The sequence below is a fragment of the Pseudomonas sp. AU12215 genome (assembly GCF_001675465.2).
Lineage (GTDB): Bacteria > Pseudomonadota > Gammaproteobacteria > Pseudomonadales > Pseudomonadaceae > Pseudomonas > Pseudomonas nitroreducens.
This window is the reverse complement of sequence record NZ_MACM02000140.1, coordinates 58821-77023: the sequence shown is the minus strand read 5'-3', so window position 1 is coordinate 77023 and position 18203 is coordinate 58821. Positions and strand designations below refer to the sequence as shown.

At 66.1% G+C, this 18203-nt stretch carries 22 protein-coding genes and 1 pseudogene; 11 read left to right on the top strand and 12 right to left on the bottom strand.

Going from position 1 to position 18203, the window contains the following annotated elements; translation table 11 throughout:
- Positions 1-6: 6 nt before the first annotated feature.
- On the bottom strand, positions 7-1455 hold the full coding sequence (locus A9513_RS19555) for a PLP-dependent aminotransferase family protein (protein WP_065085338.1): 1449 nt from the start codon (positions 1453-1455) through the stop codon (positions 7-9).
- Positions 1456-1639: 184 nt separating this feature from the next.
- Between A9513_RS19555 and A9513_RS19550 the strand changes: the two genes are divergently transcribed.
- Together A9513_RS19550 and A9513_RS19545 are read left to right on the top strand one after the other, a co-directional pair.
- Positions 1640-1870, top strand: coding sequence for a DUF1127 domain-containing protein (locus A9513_RS19550; protein WP_024762090.1), 231 nt, complete (start codon positions 1640-1642; stop codon positions 1868-1870).
- Positions 1871-1898: 28 nt separating this feature from the next.
- A complete protein-coding gene (locus tag A9513_RS19545) occupies positions 1899-2387 on the top strand; it encodes a RidA family protein (protein ID WP_065085337.1) in 489 nt (162 codons plus the stop codon).
- Here the strand turns inward: A9513_RS19545 and A9513_RS19540 are convergent.
- Positions 2384-3874 (bottom strand): YifB family Mg chelatase-like AAA ATPase, encoded by a 1491-nt coding sequence (locus tag A9513_RS19540; protein WP_065085336.1) that lies wholly within the window; start codon positions 3872-3874, stop codon positions 2384-2386. The two genes, A9513_RS19545 and A9513_RS19540, sit on opposite strands and share 4 nt — an antisense overlap.
- Positions 3875-3913: 39 nt before the next feature.
- Positions 3914-4186 carry an accessory factor UbiK family protein gene (locus tag A9513_RS19535; protein ID WP_024762093.1) on the bottom strand — a complete coding sequence of 91 codons (273 nt, stop codon included), beginning with the start codon at positions 4184-4186 and terminating at the stop codon, positions 3914-3916.
- 403 nt (positions 4187-4589) lie between these two features.
- Here A9513_RS19535 and glnK point away from each other — a divergent pair, with 403 nt between their 5' ends.
- The 4 genes from glnK (at position 4590) to sutA (ending at position 7247) form a co-directional block, all read left to right on the top strand.
- Positions 4590-4928, top strand: coding sequence for a P-II family nitrogen regulator (glnK, locus tag A9513_RS19530; protein ID WP_003457590.1), 339 nt, complete (start codon positions 4590-4592; stop codon positions 4926-4928).
- 41 nt (positions 4929-4969) lie between these two features.
- Positions 4970-6304 carry an ammonium transporter gene (locus A9513_RS19525; protein WP_037011554.1) on the top strand — a complete coding sequence of 445 codons (1335 nt, stop codon included), beginning with the start codon at positions 4970-4972 and terminating at the stop codon, positions 6302-6304.
- 106 nt (positions 6305-6410) lie between these two features.
- The gene (locus tag A9513_RS19520; RefSeq protein ID WP_024762094.1) at positions 6411-6836 is read left to right on the top strand and encodes a secondary thiamine-phosphate synthase enzyme YjbQ; all 426 of its coding nucleotides are present in this window, start codon (positions 6411-6413) and stop codon (positions 6834-6836) included.
- 78 nt (positions 6837-6914) lie between these two features.
- Positions 6915-7247 carry a transcriptional regulator SutA gene (sutA, locus tag A9513_RS19515; protein ID WP_037011556.1) on the top strand — a complete coding sequence of 111 codons (333 nt, stop codon included), beginning with the start codon at positions 6915-6917 and terminating at the stop codon, positions 7245-7247.
- A gap of 103 nt (positions 7248-7350) precedes the next feature.
- Here sutA and A9513_RS19510 read toward each other — a convergent pair whose 3' ends face one another.
- From A9513_RS19510 to A9513_RS19485, 6 genes and pseudogenes are all read right to left on the bottom strand, one after another.
- The gene (locus A9513_RS19510; protein WP_024762096.1) at positions 7351-8043 is read right to left on the bottom strand and encodes an HAD family hydrolase; all 693 of its coding nucleotides are present in this window, start codon (positions 8041-8043) and stop codon (positions 7351-7353) included.
- A complete protein-coding gene (xerC, locus tag A9513_RS19505) occupies positions 8040-8945 on the bottom strand; it encodes a tyrosine recombinase XerC (protein WP_065085335.1) in 906 nt (301 codons plus the stop codon). Before xerC ends, A9513_RS19510 begins: the two co-directional genes overlap by 4 nt.
- A 53-nt stretch (positions 8946-8998) precedes the next feature.
- Entirely contained in the window at positions 8999-9700 is a 702-nt protein-coding gene (locus A9513_RS19500; protein ID WP_024762098.1) for a DUF484 family protein, read from the bottom strand.
- A 154-nt stretch (positions 9701-9854) separates the two neighbouring features.
- Complete coding sequence (gene dapF, locus A9513_RS19495) at positions 9855-10685, bottom strand: diaminopimelate epimerase (RefSeq protein ID WP_024762099.1); 831 nt, start codon at positions 10683-10685, stop codon at positions 9855-9857.
- Positions 10686-10698: 13 nt separating this feature from the next.
- Positions 10699-10917 (bottom strand): annotated as a pseudogene (locus A9513_RS19490) (diaminopimelate decarboxylase); the annotation flags it as partial.
- A gap of 100 nt (positions 10918-11017) precedes the next feature.
- Positions 11018-11158 carry a lipoprotein gene (locus tag A9513_RS19485; protein ID WP_017520757.1) on the bottom strand — a complete coding sequence of 47 codons (141 nt, stop codon included), beginning with the start codon at positions 11156-11158 and terminating at the stop codon, positions 11018-11020.
- Between the two features lie 153 nt (positions 11159-11311).
- Here A9513_RS19485 and A9513_RS19480 point away from each other — a divergent pair, with 153 nt between their 5' ends.
- From A9513_RS19480 to rnk, 4 genes are all read left to right on the top strand, one after another.
- Positions 11312-12373: an AraC family transcriptional regulator gene (locus tag A9513_RS19480; RefSeq protein WP_037011560.1), complete on the top strand. Its 1062-nt coding sequence runs from the start codon at positions 11312-11314 to the stop codon at positions 12371-12373.
- Positions 12370-12705: an iron donor protein CyaY gene (gene cyaY / locus A9513_RS19475; protein ID WP_024762102.1), complete on the top strand. Its 336-nt coding sequence runs from the start codon at positions 12370-12372 to the stop codon at positions 12703-12705. The genes A9513_RS19480 and cyaY overlap by 4 nt, the downstream gene beginning before the upstream one ends.
- The gene (locus tag A9513_RS35100; RefSeq protein WP_081753917.1) at positions 12683-12889 is read left to right on the top strand and encodes a DUF1289 domain-containing protein; all 207 of its coding nucleotides are present in this window, start codon (positions 12683-12685) and stop codon (positions 12887-12889) included. The genes cyaY and A9513_RS35100 overlap by 23 nt, the downstream gene beginning before the upstream one ends.
- Before the next feature lie 183 nt (positions 12890-13072).
- Entirely contained in the window at positions 13073-13477 is a 405-nt protein-coding gene (gene rnk, locus A9513_RS19470) for a nucleoside diphosphate kinase regulator (RefSeq protein WP_024762103.1), read from the top strand.
- A gap of 44 nt (positions 13478-13521) precedes the next feature.
- Here the strand turns inward: rnk and A9513_RS19465 are convergent, their stop codons facing one another.
- The 3 genes from A9513_RS19465 to A9513_RS19455 all read right to left on the bottom strand — a co-directional run bounded on the left by A9513_RS19465 (position 13522) and on the right by A9513_RS19455 (position 17060).
- Positions 13522-16371, bottom strand: coding sequence for a class I adenylate cyclase (locus tag A9513_RS19465; RefSeq protein ID WP_065085334.1), 2850 nt, complete (start codon positions 16369-16371; stop codon positions 13522-13524).
- A gap of 92 nt (positions 16372-16463) precedes the next feature.
- A complete protein-coding gene (locus A9513_RS19460) occupies positions 16464-16697 on the bottom strand; it encodes a TIGR02647 family protein (protein WP_017520761.1) in 234 nt (77 codons plus the stop codon).
- A gap of 81 nt (positions 16698-16778) precedes the next feature.
- On the bottom strand, positions 16779-17060 hold the full coding sequence (locus tag A9513_RS19455; RefSeq protein ID WP_024762105.1) for a hypothetical protein: 282 nt from the start codon (positions 17058-17060) through the stop codon (positions 16779-16781).
- A gap of 89 nt (positions 17061-17149) precedes the next feature.
- Here A9513_RS19455 and A9513_RS19450 point away from each other — a divergent pair, with 89 nt between their 5' ends.
- Positions 17150-18115: a magnesium transporter CorA family protein gene (locus A9513_RS19450; protein ID WP_024762106.1), complete on the top strand. Its 966-nt coding sequence runs from the start codon at positions 17150-17152 to the stop codon at positions 18113-18115.
- Positions 18116-18203: the final 88 nt, after the last annotated feature.

Genomic DNA, 18203 nt, shown 5'->3' with positions numbered 1-18203 from the left:
TTCGCCTCAGGCCGGCAGCGGCTCGGCCTGCTGCTCGCGCAACTCGGCGGTGAGCCGCCCGGCGCAGGCGCCGACCTTGCGCACGGCCGCTTCGATCAGCGGCAGGTCGCGGTTGGAGTAGTTCATGCGGATGCAGTTGCGGTATTTGCCCGAGGCGGAAAAGATGTTGCCCGCCGCTACCTGTACGTTGTCGCGGCGCAATTCGTGGTTCAGCCGCACGCTGTCGAACTGCGGGTCGAACTCGACCCAGAGCATGAAGCCGCCGCGCGGCCGGGTGACTCGCGCGCCTTCGGGGAAGTAGCGGCCGACCCACTCGGTCATCAGGTCGCGGTGGCGCTGGTACTGCGTGCGCATGCGGCGGATGTGCGGCTCGTAGTGGCCGCCGCCGACGAACTCGGCCAGGGCCATCTGCGGCTGCGGCGCGCAGGTGCCACTGGCGATGTACTTGAAGTGCAGGATGCGATCCAGGTAACGCCCCGGTACCACCCAGCCGGTGCGCAGGCCGGGCGCGACCGTCTTGGAGAAGGAGCTGGCCAGCAGGACGCGGTCGTCGGTGTCGAAGGACTTGATGCTGCGTGGGCGCGGGAAGGCGTAGGCCAGTTCACCGTAGACGTCGTCCTCGAGGATCGGCACGTCGTAGCGCGCGGCCAGCGTCAGCAGGGCGCGCTTACGGGCGTCGGGCATGATGTAGCCCAGCGGATTGTTGCAGTTGGGGGTGAGCAGGATCAGCTTCACCGGCCACTGTTCCATCGCCAGTTCCAGCGCTTCCAGGCTGATGCCGTTGGTGGGGTCGGTGGGAATTTCCAGCGCCTTCAGGCCATACGCCTTGAGCGCCTGCATGGCGCCGTGGAAGCTCGGCGAGTCGATGGCGATGATGTCCCCCGGTTCGCAGATGGCGCGCAGGGTGATGGCCAGCGCTTCCTGGCACCCGGTGGTGATGACGATCTCGCTGGGCGGCACCTGGCAGCCGGAGTCGAGCATCAGCCGGGCGATCTGCTCGCGCAGCGGCAGCGAGCCCTGGATGCCTTCGTAGCCCAGGCTCTGCAGGTCGGTCCGCCGCGCGGCATGCACCATCGCGCGTTGCAGCGGCTTGAGCGAAGGGCTGGCGATATCCGGCGTGCCGCGCCCGAGCTGGACGAAATCGCCGCCCGGCGCGCGGCGCACCTGTTCCAGAACCTGGTCCCACTGCGACACATCCACCGGCCGCTGTGCCGGGCGAGTCATCGCCGGCATCGGCGGCAGTTCGCGACGTTCCGGCACGAAGTAGCCGGACTTGGGCCGCGGCTCCACCAGGCCGTCATCTTCCAGTACGCGATAGGCCTGCTGCACGGTGCTGATACTGACGCCATGTTCTTCGCTTAGCGCGCGCACCGAGGGCAGGCGGTCGCCAGGGCGATACAGGCCTTGCTCGATGCGTTCGCCGAGGGTGGCGGCCAACTGCGCGTAGCGTTTCATGACAGATCTCCCGTGCCGGGTTGGTTCGGCTCGATGCAGTACAGATCGGGAAAAAATACGCCATTCAGACCGATTTCGCCCGGTTCTGTATGGAAAAAACTCTGTCGTGTTGAATCTGTAATGATTTTCCCCGATTCGTCACGCTAGCCCCACGTCCGAGGAACCCGACTGGAGGAGTGACGACATGAGCGGCCTGAGCGATGTGCGGCTGACCCTTTATCAACAGGAACTGCTGGAGATCCCCGGCACCCGCGTGGCGCCGCGTGAGCACGGCGAAAGCCGCTGGCAGCAGTTCTGGCGCCGCGTGCGCACCCGCAAGCAACTGCTGGAGCTCTCCGACGAGCAACTGCGCGACATTGGCATCAGCCGCGAGCAGGCGAAGCTGGAAGCGATGCGGCCATTCTGGCGCTGCTGATCACCTACAGACCAATCAGGGAGCACTTATGAGCGAGACGCGCGCTGCTGCGTTTGAACGGATCGCCGCCGAGCTCGGCTACGACTTCAGCGGTGAAATGAAGATCGGTGGCAACTACGTGCCTTTCCTCATCGAGGGAAACCAGGTGCACCTGAGCGGGCAGATTCCGCGAGTAGGCGATGAAATCGTCGTCACCGGTCGGGCGGGCAGTGAGGTGTCGCTGGCCGACGCCCAACGGGCCGCCAAAGTCTGCGTGATGCGGGCGCTGGCGCTGCTGCGACAGGCGCTGGGGGATCTCGAGCGGGTGCGCAAGGTGCTGCAGCTCAATGTGTTCGTGCAGTCGGCGGAGCACTTTACCCAGCACAGCGAGGTGGCCGACGGCGCCTCGGCAGTCCTGTATGAGGTGCTGGGCGTGGCCGGCGTGCACACGCGCACGTCGGTCGGCGTCTATCAGTTGCCGAAGAATGCGACGGTCGAGCTGAATCTCCTCGCCATCGCCGAGGGCCTGCCGCGCTAGTGCCCCGCACGGTATTGCAGCGCTTCGGCCAGGTGCGGGCGCGCGATGCGGTCTTCCTGCTGCAGGTCGGCAAGGGTGCGGGCGACCTTGAGAATCCGGTGCAGGGCGCGCAGTGACAGGTTCAGGCGCTCGCCGGCCTTTTCCAGCCAGGCCTGGTCTTCCGGGCTTAATGCACAATATTGGTGCATTTTCTTCAGCGTAAGAAACGCGTTCGCGCAGCCCTGGCGGGCGAGTTGGCGCTGGCGGGCAGCGGCGACCTGAGTGGCCAGTTCCGCGCTGCTGGTGCTGGGCCCGCTGGGGGCAAGGGTGGTGCTTTCACGGTTGACGGTGAGGTGCAGGTCGATGCGGTCCAGCAGTGGCCCGGAGAGCTTGGCGCGGTAGCGCTGGATCTGTTCCGGCGAACAGCGGCAACGGCCGCTGGGGTCGCCGAGATAGCCGCAGGGGCAGGGGTTCATCGCTGCCACCAACTGGAAGCGTGCCGGGAAGCGCACACGGCCGCTGGCGCGGGCGATGACAATTTCGCCCCCTTCCAGCGGTTCGCGGAGAACCTCCAGGACCTTGCGATCGAACTCCGGCAATTCATCCAGGAACAACACACCCTCGTGCGCCAGTGTGATCTCGCCCGGCTGCGGGCGGCTTCCCCCGCCGACCAGCGCCGGTGCGGAGGCGGTGTGGTGCGGTTGTCTGAAGGGGCGCTGTGGCCAGTGAGTCAGCGGCCCGCGACCTGCCACGGAATGGATCGCCGCAACCTGCAATGCCTCGTCTTCGTTCAGCGGCGGCATCAGACCGGGCAGGCGGCTGGCGAGCAGGGTCTTGCCGGTGCCGGGCGGACCGCTGAACAGCAGGTTGTGCGCCCCGGCAGCGGCGACCAATAGCGCGCGCTTGGCGGCGGCCTGACCCTGGACTTCCGACAGGTCCGGATAGGGCGGCGTTACCCGCATCAGGCCGTTCGCCTCATAAGGACGCAGTCGCTCCTGGCCGCTGAAGTGCGCGGCCAGTTCCAGCAGGTGGCCGACGGCGTAGACGGTCAGGCCGCTGGCGAGGCTGGCCTCTTCGGCGTTCTCCTTCGGCACCACCAGGGCGCGGCCGGCGGCGCGGGCAGCCAGGGCGGCGGGTAGTACTCCGGGGACCGGGCGCAAAGTGCCGGACAGCGCCAGTTCGCCCAGGCATTCCAGTTCATCCAGCCCGGCAGCGTCGGCCAATTGGCCGCTGGCGGCGAGGATGCCCAGGGCAATGGCCAGGTCGAAGCGCCCGCCATCCTTCGGCAGGTCGGCCGGGGCGAGGTTCAGGGTGATGCGTCGGTTGGGGAAATCGAAGCCGGCGTTGAGCAGGGCGCTGCGCACGCGGTCCTTGCTCTCTTTCACGGCGCCTTCGGGCAGGCCGACCAGGGTCAGGGAAGGCAGGCCGTTGGCCAGGTGTGCCTCGACGATGACGCCGGGCGCTTCCACGCCGACCTGGGCGCGGCTATGGATGATGGCGAGGGACATGGATCACTCCTGGATCGCATGCCGCCCGCCAGGAGGGGATTACTCGGCGGGTTCGGCGGCGGGCGGCGAGAGCTTGGCTTCCATTTCCGCGACCTTGGCTTCCAGCGCCTCGAGGCGCGCGCGGGTACGGGCGAGGACGACCATCTGGCTGTCGAATTCGTCGCGGCTGACCAGGTCGAGCTTGCTGAAGGCGCTCTGCATCAGAACCTTGAACTGGGCTTCCAGCTCGGCCTTCGGCAGGGGCGATTCGCCACCGAACAGACGTCCGGCTTGTTGGCTGATGGCATCGAGGAAGGCTTTGGGCGGCAGCATGGTTCATGGGTTCCGGATTGAATCAGAGCGCAGTCTATCACGCAGCCGCCGCCGGCTGCGGCGTGCGGGGTTGCACGCTTTTTGAGCAGTGTGCCCGCCCGCCGTGCGCGCTTTCGGTGCGCCCGGGCGGCACTGGCGAATCGCCAGAAACTCCTTTTTTAAGCCAAGTGCCTGATGGCGCGGGCATTTCCACGAACTGGCAAGCTTCATGCTTTGGGGCATACATGGCGTGCACCGATGCAGTTCCGGTGCGGCAGGCGAGGCAGGGGATCGCTTCGATCAACGCAGTCGGAGTGCTGAGGTAGGGCGGCCGGCGCATTACAAAAGCCAGACACTGCGCTTAGACTTGTCTCCGGGTTCGTTCTTCCTGGGGCGGGTCCACCAAAACACGGGAGAGAGTTACATGAAGCTAGTCACAGCCATCATCAAGCCGTTCAAGCTGGACGACGTTCGTGAGTCGCTGTCCGAGATCGGCGTGCAGGGCATCACTGTGACCGAAGTCAAAGGCTTCGGCCGGCAGAAGGGCCACACCGAGCTGTACCGTGGCGCGGAATACGTTGTCGATTTCCTGCCGAAGGTGAAGATCGATGTCGCCATTGCCGATGACCAGCTGGATCGTGTTATCGAAGCCATCACCAAGGCCGCCAACACCGGGAAGATCGGTGACGGCAAGATCTTTGTCGTAAATCTGGAACAGGCCATTCGTATCCGTACCGGCGAAACCGGCACCGACGCGATCTAAGCCAAGCCCACACCGAACCCCACGCCCCAGGAGAAACAACAATGACTCTGCGCAAATACGCAGGGCTAGGCGCCCTATTGCCCCTCGCAATGCCCGGTCTGGCCTTGGCCGACGAGGCTGCGGCCCCCGTCCTGAACAGCGGTGACACCGCCTGGATGCTGATTTCCAGTGCCCTGGTGCTGCTGATGACCATCCCCGGCCTGGCCCTGTTCTACGGCGGCATGGTGCGCGCCAAGAACGTCCTGTCGATCATGATGCAGTGCTTCGCGATCACCGCGCTGATCAGCATCCTCTGGGTCGTCTACGGCTACAGCCTGGCCTTCGATACCGTCGGTATGGAGAAGGGCGTGGTCAACTTCGCCTCCTTCGTCGGCGGCCTGGACAAGGCCTTCCTCAGTGGCCTGACCAGCACCGGCCTGACCTCTGCCGCGGCGCTGTTCCCGGAAAGCATCTTCGTGATGTTCCAGATGACCTTCGCGATCATCACTCCGGCCCTGATCGTCGGCGCCTTCGCCGAGCGCATGAAGTTCTCGGCCATGCTGATCTTCACCGCGCTGTGGTTCACCCTGGTCTACGCACCGATCGCCCACATGGTCTGGAGTGGTGACGGCGGCCTGCTGTGGGACTGGGGCGTGCTGGACTTCGCCGGTGGCACCGTGGTGCACATCAACGCCGGTATCGCCGGCCTGGTGGCGTGCATCGTGCTGGGCAAGCGCAAGGGCTACCCGACCGCTGCCATGGCACCGCACAACCTGGGCTACACCCTGATCGGCGCCGCGCTGCTGTGGGTGGGCTGGTTCGGCTTCAACGCCGGTTCCGCCGCTGCTGCCAACGGCACTGCCGGCATGGCCATGCTGGTCACCCAGATCGCCACCGCCGCCGCCGCCCTGGGCTGGATGTTTGCCGAGTGGATCACCCACGGTAAGCCGAGCGCCCTGGGCATCGCTTCGGGTGTGGTTGCCGGCCTGGTGGCCATCACCCCGGCCGCCGGTACCTGCGGCCCGATGGGCGCCATCGTGATCGGCCTGGCGGCCGGCGTGATCTGCTTCTTCGCCGCTACCAGCCTCAAGCGCGCCGTCGGCTATGACGACTCCCTGGACGCCTTCGGCGTGCATGCGGTCGGCGGTATCGTCGGCGCCCTGCTCACCGGCGTGTTCGCAGCGCCGGCCCTGGGCGGCTTCGGCACCGTGACCGACATCGGCGCGCAGCTGTTCACCCAGTTCAAGGGCGTGGCCTTCACCATCGTCTACACCGGTATCGTCAGCTTCGTGATCCTCAAGGTCCTGGACCTGGTCATGGGCCTGCGCGTCACCGAGGAAGAGGAAACCGTGGGTCTGGACCTCTCCCTGCACAACGAACGCGGCTACAACCTGTAAGGGTTCGCGCAAGTTCGACGAAGGGCGCCCTCGGGCGCCCTTTGCTTTTTCGATCAGCACGCTAGAATGCGCGCGCATCACCGTTAGCGACGGAGAAGTGCCCGCCATGTGGCAGCAGAAGTCCATCACCCTGCGCCCTCGCCCGCGAGGTTTCCACCTGGTCACCGACGAGATCCTGGCCGCGTTGCCGGAGCTGTCGAAGTGCCGGGTAGGCCTGCTGCACCTGCTGTTGCAGCACACCTCCGCCTCGCTGACGGTCAACGAGAATGCCGATCCCTCGGTGCGTCGCGATTTCGAGCGGTTCTTCAATCGCCTGGTGCCCCAGGGTGAAGGCGGCTACGAGCATGACTACGAGGGGCCGGATGACCTTCCGGCGCATTTCAAGTCGAGCCTGCTGGGCTGTCAGCTGACGCTGCCGATACAGCAGGGAGGCTTGGCAATGGGCACCTGGCAGGGTATCTATCTGGGCGAGCACCGTGACCACGGCGGCCCGCGCAGGATAGTGGCGACCTGGCAGGGCGAGCTTGTATGAATTTTTTCCGGCGGCGTTCGTCAAAGCGCGCAGCTGGGCTATAACTAACGTGCTTTGCAGCACCACAGAGGTTGAACGATGAGCGACGAAGAACTGGAACAGGACGAGCTGGACGGCGCTGACGAGGATGATGGCGAAGAGCTCGCCGCAGCCGACGACGGCGACGCCGAAGCAGACAGCGGCGATGGGGATGAAGCCCCTTCTTCCAAGGGCGGTGGCAAGAAAGCCAAGGCCGCTGCGGAAGAAGAGGAACTGCCCTCGGTCGAAGCCAAGCAGAAGGATCGTGATGCACTGGCTCGCGCGATGGAGGAATTCCTCACTCGCGGCGGCAAGGTGCAGGAGATCGAGCCCAACGTCGTGGCCGACCCGCCCAAGAAGCCGGATAGCAAATACGGCAGCCGCCCTATCTGATATCTGACGCAATACGAAAAGCCCCGTCGCTCCGTCTGGAGCGGCGGGGCTTTTTCATGTCCGATTATTGCGGCGTGCCGTGCTGTAGGAGCGAGCAGGAGTATCAGAGCTTCGCCAGGACGCCCGGCAGCTCTGCCAGGTTGTGGATGATCGCGCTGGGCGCTTCTTCGCCGTCCCATTGCTTGCGTGCGGGGTTGAACCAGATCGCCTTCATGCCCGCGCGGCGCGCGCCGGCGATGTCATCGCTGGGGTGGTCGCCGATGTGCACGGCGTGTTCGGCGGCGACGCCGCCGCGCTTGAGCGCTTCCTGGAAGGGATGCGGATCGGGCTTGCCGACGCCCAGTTCTTCCGCGCACAGGGCGAACTGGAAGTAGTCCGCCAGGCCCAGCCGGCGCACGTCGGCGTTGCCGTTGGTGAGCACGCCGAGGATGAAGCGGTTGGCCAGTTGCTCCAGGGTCGGATGCACCTCGGGGAACAGCGCCACCTGGTGCCGCGCCTGGAGGAAGGTCTGGAAGCCGGCCTCGGCCAGCTCCGTCGCCTCGGGCTGTGGATAACCCGCGTCGAGCAGCGCGTGGAACAGGATGCGCCGGCGCAGCTCACTCAGGCGGTGCTTGAGCATCGGGTCCTGCTCCATCAGCCGCGAACGGATTGCCCACAGGTGCTCGATGGGCACCGGGCCGAGCTGTGCAGCGTGCACCGCGAGCCAGTCACGCAGGGTGGCTTCGGCGCTGTTCATCACCGGGGCGACGTCCCACAGCGTGTCGTCGAGATCGAAGGTGACCAGACGGATACTCATTCTTCTGCTCCGGGTTTACGGCGTGCCCGCGGGTGCGCCTGGTCGTAGACCGCGGCGAGGTGTTGGAAGTCCAGGTGGGTGTAGATCTGCGTGGTGGCGATGTCGGCGTGGCCGAGCAGCTCCTGTACCGCGCGCAGGTCCTGGGAGGATTCGAGCATATGGCTGGCGAACGAATGCCGAAGCATGTGCGGGTGCAGGTGCTGGCCCAGCTCGCGCACGCCGGCCTCGCGCACCCGCAGCTGGATGGCGCGCGGTGTCAGGCGCTTGCCGCTGCGGCCGATGAAGACGGCGTTGTCCTGCGGCGATACGCTGGCCCGTAGTGGCAGCCAGGCTTCGATGGCCTGCCGCGCGGCGCGGCCGACCGGGAGTTCGCGAACCTTGTTGCCCTTGCCGTGGACGCGTACCAGGCCGTCTTTCAGGTCCAGCCATTCCAGGTCGAGGCCGACCAGCTCGGAGAGGCGCAGGCCGGAGGAATAGAACAGCTCCAGCAACGCCTGGTCGCGACGGGCGATGAAGTCGTCCTCGACGCCGCCGTCGAGCAGTTGCGCGGTGCGGTCGGTATCCAGCGTGCGCGGCAGCTTGCGGGCGCCCTTGGGCGCGGCGAGGCCGTCGGCGGGATCGTGCCGGCAGCGGCCTTCGCGGATCAGGTACTGGTACAGCCCGCGGGTGGCCGACAGCAGGCGCGCCAGGCTGCGGCTGGCAAGGCCCTGCTGGTGCAGGCGGGCGACGAACAGGCGCAGGTCGCGCACCTGCAGCGCCGACCATTCGTTGATCGAGGATTTCTCGCACAGCGCGGCGAGCCGCGCCAGGTCGCGGCGGTAGCCGTCAAGCGTGTGCACGGACACCTGGCGCTCGCTGCGCAGGTGTTCCAGATAGGATTCCAGATCGGCTTCGAGCGACACGCGGAAAGCTCCCAGTGATACAGCCAGGCTGGCAGCTTACCGCGTAGCGAGGGTCAGCGTACCGAGCGCAGTGGCGTGGAGAAGCGCGGCAGGGTGCGCGCGAGGACTTCGGCGACGTAGCCGAGGAACAGGGTGCCCAGCGAGCTCTTGTAGTGCTGCGGATCGGGGCTGCCGATCGCCAGCACGCCGTGCAGACCCTGGAAGGTGAGCGGCACGACGGCGGCGGAGCCGACCTGCTCGCGTTCGCTTTCGCAGAACAGGAAGGCCAGCTCGTGGGGGCGCAGCACGCCGCAGACGGTCTTGCCGCCGGACAGCAGGCCACCGATGGCCTGGTGCGCTTCGGCGCTGCTCACCGAGCGGCCCACCGGCAGGTTGTTGTCGCTGAACAGGATCAGGCTGACGTAGGGCACGAGGAATTCGTGGCGCAGGCTGTCTTCCACCGTGCTGACGATTTCCTCGAGGCTGGTGGCGTCGAGCAGATCGAGCACCAGGCGGCGGGTCTTGTCGAACAGGCGATCGTTGTCGCGGGCTACGTCCATCAGTTGCGACAGCCGATGGCGCATCTCGATGTTGCGCTCACGCAGCAGGCGCACCTGGCGTTCCACCAGCGACACGGCATCGCCCGGCTGGTGCGGAATGCGCATCTCCGGGATCAGCTCGTCATGGTCGACGAAGAATTCAGGGTGCCGGCGAAGATAGTCGGCGACCTGTTCGGCTTCGAGCGTAACGGTGGGGTCCTGGGGGATATCGGTCATAAGCGTCCCGGTTCAGCGCCTGTCCAATGTCTGCCTGCGCTTTGCTCATACGGCGTTGGAAACAGGCTCAAAATGCTCATCTACTCTTCGTAAACTGCGCTTTCTCGCCTGTTTCCGCCTTGTCTGAGCTGCGCTCGGCAAGACCTTGACAGGCTTATAGACGTACCTGGCCTTCGAACACCCGCACGGCGGGCCCGGTCATCATAACGGGCTGACCCGGTCCTGCCCACTCGATGGACAACCGTCCGCCGGGAAGGTCGATCTGTACCGGCGATTGCAGCCAGCCCTGGCGAATGCCGGCGACGGCGGCGGCGCAGGCGCCGGTGCCGCAGGCCAGTGTCTCGCCGGCGCCGCGTTCCCAGACGCGCAAGCGTGCCTGGTGCGGATTGACGATCTGCAGGAAGCCGATGTTGGCCTTCTGCGGGAAGCTTTCGTGGACTTCGAGTTTCGGGCCCAGGGTGCGTACCGGTGCGCTGTCGACGTCATCCACGCGCAGCACGCCGTGCGGGTTGCCCATGGAGATGGCGGCCAGCTCGTAGCGCTGCCCGTCCACTTCCAGGGGATAGCTCAGCGCCTCGCTCTCGGCCTTGAACGGCACCTGCTCGGGCACCAGGCGCGGCGGGCCCATGTCGACGGTGACCTGGCCATCGTTGGCGATGGTCAGCTCGATCATGCCGCCCTTGGTTTCCACGCGGATGGTCTTCTTCGCGGTCAGGCGCTTGTCGACCACGAAGCGCGCGAAGCAGCGCGCGCCGTTGCCGCACTGTTCGACCTCGGTACCGTCGCAGTTGAAGATGCGGTAGCGGAAGTCCGCGTCCGGTGTGCTCGGCGGCTCGACGATCAGCAGTTGATCGAAACCGACTCCGAAATTGCGGTCGCCCCACTGTTTGACGTGGCGTGGCTGCACATGGGCGTGCTGGCTGACCAGGTCCAGGACCATGAAGTCATTGCCCAGCCCGTGCATCTTGGTAAAGCGCAGAAGCATCGTCGTCTCGGCCTCAGTCCGGCAGCAGGCTTTCGCCGGCGAACAGCTCTTGTCTCTTGCGGCAACGCACCCCGTGCGCAGCCGAGCTATCCACCAGCACCTCGGCGGCGCGGCCCCGGGTGTTGTCGTTGGAAATCATGACGAAACCATAGGCGCCGGCCGGATGAACGGCCAGCAGGTCACCTTCTTTCCGGGCGGGGGCGCGAAGCCGGGCGGGGAAGTCGCCGGTTTCGCCCGGCGGCGTGCCAAAGCGCTCGGCAATCGCCGACGCTGGCACGTCTGCCGCGAGCAGTCGCCCGCCGCGGACGTCGAAGGCGTCCATGGGAACGCCCTCAGAGACCGTAGCGGTCCTTGCTGTGTTCGTTCTTGGCCTTTTCGTCGTCCGGCAGGTACAGCGGGCCTTTCTGCCCGCAGCCAGCAATGGCGGCGGTCAGCAGGGCGATCGCGACGAAGGGAAGCAGCAGTCGCTTCATGGCGGAATCCTTTAAATAAAGCGTCGATTGGGCCGGAGTATACCGGCCCCCCGCCGGCTTGCCTATGCGAGCCGGCTCCCGCCTGGCGGGGCTTTCGGCTTGCGCCCGGCGGGCCGCTGGCCATATGATGGTGGGCAAAAAATGGAAAGCTCGATGGACTATCGCGATCCTCTGCCCAGTTCGGTGTCGGTGGCCTACCTGCAGGGCCTTGTGGAGCATCTGCAGCGCCACGGCGTGGAGCCGACGCAGTTGCTGGAGACGGTGCATCTGGAGCCCTCGATCCTCGCCCAGCGTGACCAGCGTATCGCCGCCAGTGCTTACCTCGAACTGGTTGGCGCCGGCGTGCGCCTGAGTGGCGACGACAACCTCGGCCTGCATCTGGGCGAGGCGGTGCGCCCCGGCTACTACGGCGTACTCGGCTACCTGATCATGAGCTGCGCGACCCTTTCCGACGCCCTGCATCGCCAGGCGCGCTATGCCGCGCTGGTGGGCAACCTGGGCCGCGTCGAGCTGGCCGACGAGCCGCCGCGCGACGGTTGCGAGCCGTTGGTCAAACACTGCTGGGAGGCGCTGCTGCCGCAACAGCAACGGCAGATGAGCGAGGAGACGCTGGCCGGCTGGGTCAGCTTCGGCCATTGGGTCAGTGGCGTGGACGAGGCGCCGTTCGAAGTCCGCTTCAGGCACAGCGCCCCGGCGGACGTCAGCGAACACGCCCGCATCTTCCGCTGCCCGGTACTCTTCGATCAGCCGGACAATGCCCTGGTCTTTCCCAAACGCCTGCTGGCGCTGCCGCTCGGCCAGGCTGACGCTCAGGTGCAGCGCACCCTGGATGCCTACGCCGAACGCCTGCTGGTGGAGATCAACAAGGGCGACAGCGTGCTCGACCGTGCGCGCCGGGAGCTGGCGCGCCAGTTGCCGGAGCAGGGCGCCGACCTGGAGCACCTGTCGCTGACGCTCGCCCTGAGCCCCCGCACCCTGCAACGCCGCCTGCGCGATACCGGCCTGTCGTTCAGCCAACTGGTGGACGAAACCCGCCAGCAGCTGGTGCTCCACTATTTGCGCGACCCGGCACTGGATACCGCCGATATCGCCTATCTGCTGGGCTTCAGCGAAGCCAGTTCGCTCGCCCGCGCATTCCGGCGCTGGACGGGGCAGAGTCTGGGCGAATACCGGCGTAAACTGGTGCCTTTGACTGATCCCGAGGACGATGCATGAGCACTTTGAGCGAAGCCCGCTTCCATGACCTGGTGGACGCCGTACAGGTAACGGTGGAGGACGCCTTCGACGACAGCGATCTGGACCTGGACCTGGAGAACTCCAGCGGCGTGCTGACCGTGCGCTTCGAGAACGGCACCCAGCTGATCCTCAGCCGCCAGCCGGCGCTGCGCCAGCTGTGGGTGGCGGCGCGCTCCGGCGGCTTCCACTTCGACTACGACGAATCCGGCTCGCTGTGGATTTGCGACAGCACCCGCGAACCGCTGGGCGCGCTGCTCAATCGCGCCACGCTGGAACAGGCTGGCGAGGATGTCGACTTCCCCGGCATCTGAGGGGCAGGCGAGCGTCGCTTCGCCCTGCTGCCGGCGCTGCTGCCTGGACGACGCGGATGTCTGCGTCGGCTGCGGCCGCACCCTGGGCGAGATACTGGAATGGAACGAGGCGGACGGCGAGCGTCGCCGGGCGATTCTGGCGGACTGCGAAAAGCGCCGAAACAACCACTCGCCGAAGTGGTGACTGGTCGGTGTTGCTTATTTTCTGTGCTGTGTTAGTGTCCGGGAAAACCCCGCCTTGGGCGGGGTTTTTCTTTTTTCGGAATTCATTGCGCGTTCGTTTCCCGAACGTCTTTACTGCCAGAACACCCAGGGCCCCGAGCGCGCGAGCGTCCGGGGCTCTCCTGTAAGGAGACTGCCAACCATCATGACCACGACTCCCATCACCGTCACCCGACTCGACCTGCAACGTCTGGAGCGCATGCTCGACAGCCTGGATGAGTACGGCCCCGCTGCCGAGGCGTTGGAGGCCGAGCTGGCCCGTGCCACGGTCGTCGGCCACGACGAGATACCGCCGGGCGTGGTCACGATGAACTCCACCGTGCGCTGCCGCGAGGAAAGCAGTGGCAAGGAGTACCACCTGACGCTGGTCTACCCGGCCAATGTCGGCGGGGAAGGCAAGGTGTCGATCCTGGCGCCGGTCGGCACCGCGCTGCTCGGCCTGACCACCGGCCAGAGCATCGACTGGCCGGCGCCCAGCGGCAAGACGCTGAAGCTGACCCTGCTGGAAGTCGAATACCAGCCCGAAGCGGCCGGCGACTTCGATCGCTGAGTTCCCTTCCGGGACTTTCCCTCCCCGGGCGTCCGGTCCGGCCTTCAGGCCTCGGCCAGCGCCCGGTTCAGCGCCTGTTCCAGGCTCTGCTTGTAGCGCAGGAAGTGCACCGTCTGCAGCTCGCCGCCCTCGCGCATGGCCGAGAGGTCCAGGTCGGTGATGTAGCAGGGGTAGCGCTCCTGTCCCCGGCGCCGGTCCAGGATGTGCCTGGCCACGGCCTGGAACAGCTCGTTACCGAACTCCAGTTCCGAGAACTCGCGGTGGTTGCAGAACAGCGTGGTGCGCGCGCGCTGGCCTTCTCCGGGTTCGACGATCGCCTGCACGTTGTAGAACGGCAGCGCTTCCAGCGGCTGCGGCGTATTGCGCCGCTCGATGCGTTGCGCGCGCTGGTGACCGTTGGTCACCACTTCGTAGAAGAGGATGTCCGCACCCACCGGTCCCTGGCTTTCCAGTAGCGAGATCACGGCGTTGCGGCGGTACTGCACCGACTGCAGGAAGCGCTGCAGCGGCAGCAGCAGGCCTTCCTCGGTGTCGTACTCCTGGCGCCGCCGCCAGAGGGCGTTGCGCTCATCGAGGATGGTGATTTCCGCGCTGCCTTCGTCCAGGCGGTAGAACACCTGCACGGTATTGGCCCGGCCCAGCGGCAGGATCATGGCGAGGTCGTCGCCTTCCAGCGCGTGCCGGTCCAGCTGCAGGAAGCCGCTGTCGTCCTGGGTGTCGCCCAGGTGCTCGACGAGCGCCGGCAGCCCTTCGATCACCCGGTGGCTGACGCTGCCGGGCACCAGGTGCAGCAGGTGGAAATGCTGGCGCACCTGCAGCAGGTAGCGCCCGCCCTTGCCGCTGGCGAGCTGCGCATGGGCATCGCGGAACAGGTCTTCCACGCGCTGGGCGATGGCCGCGGCGCGGTTGCGGCAGAAGCAGCGCACCAGCAGACGCGGCGGCGGGGCGTCGGTGGGCAGCGTGTTGAGGAACTCGCGCAGGCAGTCGAGCAGCGCGTGGGGTCCCGAGTAGCGGCTGACCAGCAGTTCGTTCCAGCTGTTGAGGGTGATTTGGTCGAGGGTCAGCACCAGGTTGTCGCGCACCCCGGAGTAGCCGAGCGAGTCGGTGCGCTCGGTGGTCATGTGCACGTTCATCTGGCTGTGCTGGCGCAGCGGGTCGATGCCGACGTTCACCAGCAGCAACACCTGCGACGGCACCGCACTGCGCAGCAGGGCGCTTTCCGGCACCTCGTCGAGCGGCAGCGGGACGGCCTGCTGCAGGCTGCCCAGCAGGTTCTGCAGTTCGAACTCGCTCAGGTCGCTGGCGCCCGGCTGCAGGGACAGCCGCGTTGTCGCATCGACCACGCCGTTGCGGTGGCTCCAGGCGAGCAGGTCCATGAGGTCACGGGCGCGACGTAGCGGGGCGAAGTCGGCCATCTCCTGCAGCGACAGGTTGCCGCCATACAGCGCCCAGAACGGAGGTTTGCCGGCGTCGCCACCCGGCAGCTGGGCGAGGGTGAGGATGTCTTCGGCCATGTCCGGGGCGATACCCGGGTTGATGAATTCGACCTTGCCGGCCTTGCGCTCGAAGGCGGCGTACAGGCGTCGTCCGAGGATGCCCATGTCCCGCGGGTTGATGCCGCTGGCGGCCTGCTGCAGGCGGGCGAACTGAGAAAGGAAGCGGTAGCTATGGGTCAGCTCGTTGACCAGCGCGCGGCGTTCCAGCAGCACCTGGCGCACTTTCCACTGGCTGCGGCTGTCCAGTTGGGCGAAGGCGCGGTTGTCCCACTTCCACTCCGCCGAGACGCGCTCCATCACCTTGCGCTGCCAGCTCTTGTGGCCCTGGCGCGGCGGCCGGCCGAGCTTCTTGCCGACCTTCAGGTAGAGGCAGCGGCGGATCAGTTCCAGGCGCTCGGTTTCCCCGCGCGCCTTGAGGTATTCCTCCAGGCGCCGGTAGAGCATCACGTAGGGGTCGAGATCCTCCACGTCCAGGCGGCCGGCGTAGATCGCCTGCTTGTAGCGCAGGCTCAGGCAGGAAACCTGCGGGTGTTCGCTGGCGTAGACCTCGGTGAGCAGCAGCTTGAGCACCGATTTGTAGGGCGACTCGATGCCCTTGAACAACTGCCACATGCCGGCGCCGATGAACTCGCCGGGCGGGATGCGCGCCAGGTGCCCGAGATCGAGGACGTCCTCGGCGCGGATGAAGCGTTTGCTCAGCAGTGTCTGGCAGTACTCTGCGTAGCGATTCTCCTCATAGACCGGTACCAGCCACCACAGCGGCGTGCGGCCGCCAAGCCAGATGGCGGTGCGGTAGAACTCGTCGAGCAGCAGGTAGTGCTGGCTGGTGCCGCAGTCGTCGGAGGTCAGCCGCGCCTCGCGGGCGCCCTGGGTGTAGTGCTGCGGGTCGACGAGGAAGCAGTGCACCTCGGCGCCCAGGGTCGCGGCCCATTGTTCGAGCAGCTCGCATTTGCGGCGCAGTTCCGCCAGCTCCCGCTCGGAGAGGTCGGGGGCGTGGCAGACCCACAGGTCCAGGTCGCTCTGTTCGGCCTGGGCGACGGTGCCCAGGCTGCCCATCAGGAACAGCCCGTGGATCGGCAGTGGCGGGTTGCCGCGACGGGGCTTGTAGCTGAAGGAGCGGGTCAGGCGCTGGGCTTCGGCGAGGACGTCGTCCTCCGGGACGAAGTTCGACAGCCCTGCGGGGGTGCTGGCCGATACGTAGCCGGGCAGCAGCGGGTGGTTCACGTCCAGCAGCAGCGGCAGCAGCTTGAGAACAAGCTGCTGCCGCGTGGAAAGCGCTTCACTGGCCCGTTGCAAGCGCGCGGAGTTGACCTTCAGGAAGCGCTGACGCAGCTGCGTCAGCACCTTTCGGTCGATGCCGTCGTCGATGTCCGGGCGAATTTCGGGAGTGAGCGTCATGGCGTACTGCTGCCTGGCCAGCGGCGCCGCATCAGGGAATGCGGCGCTCGGAAGTGTGCCAGTTTATCGCCCGCTCGCAGGGGAACTTGAGGTCAGCCGCGCAGGATGCCGAGCAGGACCTGAGCGTGTTCGGCGGCGTCGAGGCCCAGGCTGGTCAGATAGCCTCCGTCCTGCTGGTCGATCAGGCCTTTGGCATGGAGTCGGCCGGCGGCCGCCACGGCCTCGGCGGAAGCGTCGTGATGCACTTTCAACCCGGCCTGGCTGTTCTCCAGGTCGTAGAGCGCCAGCAGATCAAGTTCCTCAACCATTTCTTTGGTGAAAGCCATTCTTCTAACTCCCGATGGTCAATGAGGCTCCAGTGTAGTCTCAAGTCCGACCGGTTCGGCAAGCGGTCTTATGCCGCTGCCTCATTCGGCAACAGTGCCGTCGGGCAGGGTCGGCAGTGCGCGCAAGGCCTGTTCGTACCATTCGCCGTTGAACGGGCGGTCTTCGGCCAGCATCGACTCGATCTCGTGGGCGAGCACGAGGGCCATCAGGTGCAGTGCATCCTCGCGCTCGTAGCCGACCAGCGTCAGCTTGTTGAACACCGCGCGGGCGGCTGCCGGGCTCTCGCTTTCAATCTGGTTCTCGATCGCCTGGATCAGGGTGTCTTCGGCGAAGGACTCTTCGGCATCGTCCTGGTCAGTCATCACATTGCTCTCCGCTGGACTTGTGAAGCCGCCTGAAGTTGGCCAACCTGCGGGACAACTTCAGGTGCGTAAAAGGATTGTCGGGCGACATGATCACCTATTACACCCTCGTCGGCGACCGCCTGGTTCGCCACAACGGCAGCGAGTGCCATGGCATGCCCAAGGACACGCTCTGGATCGACCTGTTCCGGCCCACGGCGGAAGAGGAAAAACTGCTGGAGTCGATCATCGAGGTGGATGTGCCGACCCAGGAGGAGATGGCCGAGATCGAGGACTCCTCGCGCTTCTACGAGAGCAAGGGCGCGCTGTACATGACCACCACCGTGGTCGGTGGCATCCGCGAGCACAAGCCGAGCACCTCGGAGGTCACCTGCGTACTGACGCCGCACTGGCTGGTGACGGTGCGCTACACCGACCTGCTGGCCTTCCGTACCTTCGAGTCGCGCACCCAGCGCGGCGGCTGCGAGGGGCGCAGCGACCAGTTGTTCGTGACCCTGATGGACAGCGTGGTGGACCGCATCGCCGACGTGCTGGAGAACGTCCAGAAGCAGCTCGACAGCCTGGGCACCAGCATCTTCCGCGAGGGCCCGGCCAACGAGAAGGCCGACCTGCAGGAAGTGGTCAAGCAACTCGGGCGCAAGAACTCGCTGCTGTCCAAGCTCAACGAGAGCCTGCTGAGCATCAGCCGGCCGCTGAGCTATTTCCGCCAGGGCAGCAACGGCTGGATCAGCGACGAAGTGAAGCTGGGCATGAAGTCGGTGGAGCGCGACGTCCGCTCGCTCAGCGAGTACCAGACGAAGATGGCCGGGGAAATCACCTTCCTGCTCGATGCCACCCTGGGCCTGATCAACATCGAGCAGAACAGCATCATCAAGGTGTTCTCCATCGCCGCGGTACTGTTCCTGCCGCCGACCCTGGTGGGTACGGTGTACGGCATGAACTTCGCGCACATGCCCGAGCTTGCGTGGCTGGCCGGCTACCCCATGGCGCTGGTGGCGATGGTGATCTCGGCGATCATTCCCTACTACTGGTTCAAGTACAAAGGCTGGCTGTAGCCGGTTGCTGGGTGGATTGAGGCGAGCTCGCTCGATGAGATTGATGCCGGTCAAGAAGGCTCGCCCCGCTGGGGCAGAGAGTGGGAAG

Coding starts and splice junctions, on each gene's coding strand:
- A9513_RS19535 (WP_024762093.1), bottom strand. CDS start 4,186: ATGCTGCCGCCCAAAGCCTTCCTCGATGCCATCAGCCAACAAGCCGGA.
- A9513_RS19460 (WP_017520761.1), bottom strand. CDS start 16,697: ATGGCTTTCACCAAAGAAATGGTTGAGGAACTTGATCTGCTGGCGCTC.
- A9513_RS19485 (WP_017520757.1), bottom strand. CDS start 11,158: ATGAAGCGACTGCTGCTTCCCTTCGTCGCGATCGCCCTGCTGACCGCC.
- A9513_RS19520 (WP_024762094.1), top strand. CDS start 6,411: ATGTGGCAGCAGAAGTCCATCACCCTGCGCCCTCGCCCGCGAGGTTTC.
- A9513_RS19455 (WP_024762105.1), bottom strand. CDS start 17,060: ATGACTGACCAGGACGATGCCGAAGAGTCCTTCGCCGAAGACACCCTG.
- A9513_RS19545 (WP_065085337.1), top strand. CDS start 1,899: ATGAGCGAGACGCGCGCTGCTGCGTTTGAACGGATCGCCGCCGAGCTC.
- A9513_RS19540 (WP_065085336.1), bottom strand. CDS start 3,874: ATGTCCCTCGCCATCATCCATAGCCGCGCCCAGGTCGGCGTGGAAGCG.
- A9513_RS19480 (WP_037011560.1), top strand. CDS start 11,312: ATGGACTATCGCGATCCTCTGCCCAGTTCGGTGTCGGTGGCCTACCTG.
- dapF (WP_024762099.1), bottom strand. CDS start 10,685: ATGCTTCTGCGCTTTACCAAGATGCACGGGCTGGGCAATGACTTCATG.
- cyaY (WP_024762102.1), top strand. CDS start 12,370: ATGAGCACTTTGAGCGAAGCCCGCTTCCATGACCTGGTGGACGCCGTA.
- glnK (WP_003457590.1), top strand. CDS start 4,590: ATGAAGCTAGTCACAGCCATCATCAAGCCGTTCAAGCTGGACGACGTT.
- sutA (WP_037011556.1), top strand. CDS start 6,915: ATGAGCGACGAAGAACTGGAACAGGACGAGCTGGACGGCGCTGACGAG.
- A9513_RS19500 (WP_024762098.1), bottom strand. CDS start 9,700: ATGACCGATATCCCCCAGGACCCCACCGTTACGCTCGAAGCCGAACAG.
- A9513_RS35100 (WP_081753917.1), top strand. CDS start 12,683: ATGTCGACTTCCCCGGCATCTGAGGGGCAGGCGAGCGTCGCTTCGCCC.
- A9513_RS19550 (WP_024762090.1), top strand. CDS start 1,640: ATGAGCGGCCTGAGCGATGTGCGGCTGACCCTTTATCAACAGGAACTG.
- A9513_RS19450 (WP_024762106.1), top strand. CDS start 17,150: ATGATCACCTATTACACCCTCGTCGGCGACCGCCTGGTTCGCCACAAC.
- A9513_RS19555 (WP_065085338.1), bottom strand. CDS start 1,455: ATGAAACGCTACGCGCAGTTGGCCGCCACCCTCGGCGAACGCATCGAG.
- A9513_RS19510 (WP_024762096.1), bottom strand. CDS start 8,043: ATGAGTATCCGTCTGGTCACCTTCGATCTCGACGACACGCTGTGGGAC.
- A9513_RS19525 (WP_037011554.1), top strand. CDS start 4,970: ATGACTCTGCGCAAATACGCAGGGCTAGGCGCCCTATTGCCCCTCGCA.
- rnk (WP_024762103.1), top strand. CDS start 13,073: ATGACCACGACTCCCATCACCGTCACCCGACTCGACCTGCAACGTCTG.
- A9513_RS19465 (WP_065085334.1), bottom strand. CDS start 16,371: ATGACGCTCACTCCCGAAATTCGCCCGGACATCGACGACGGCATCGAC.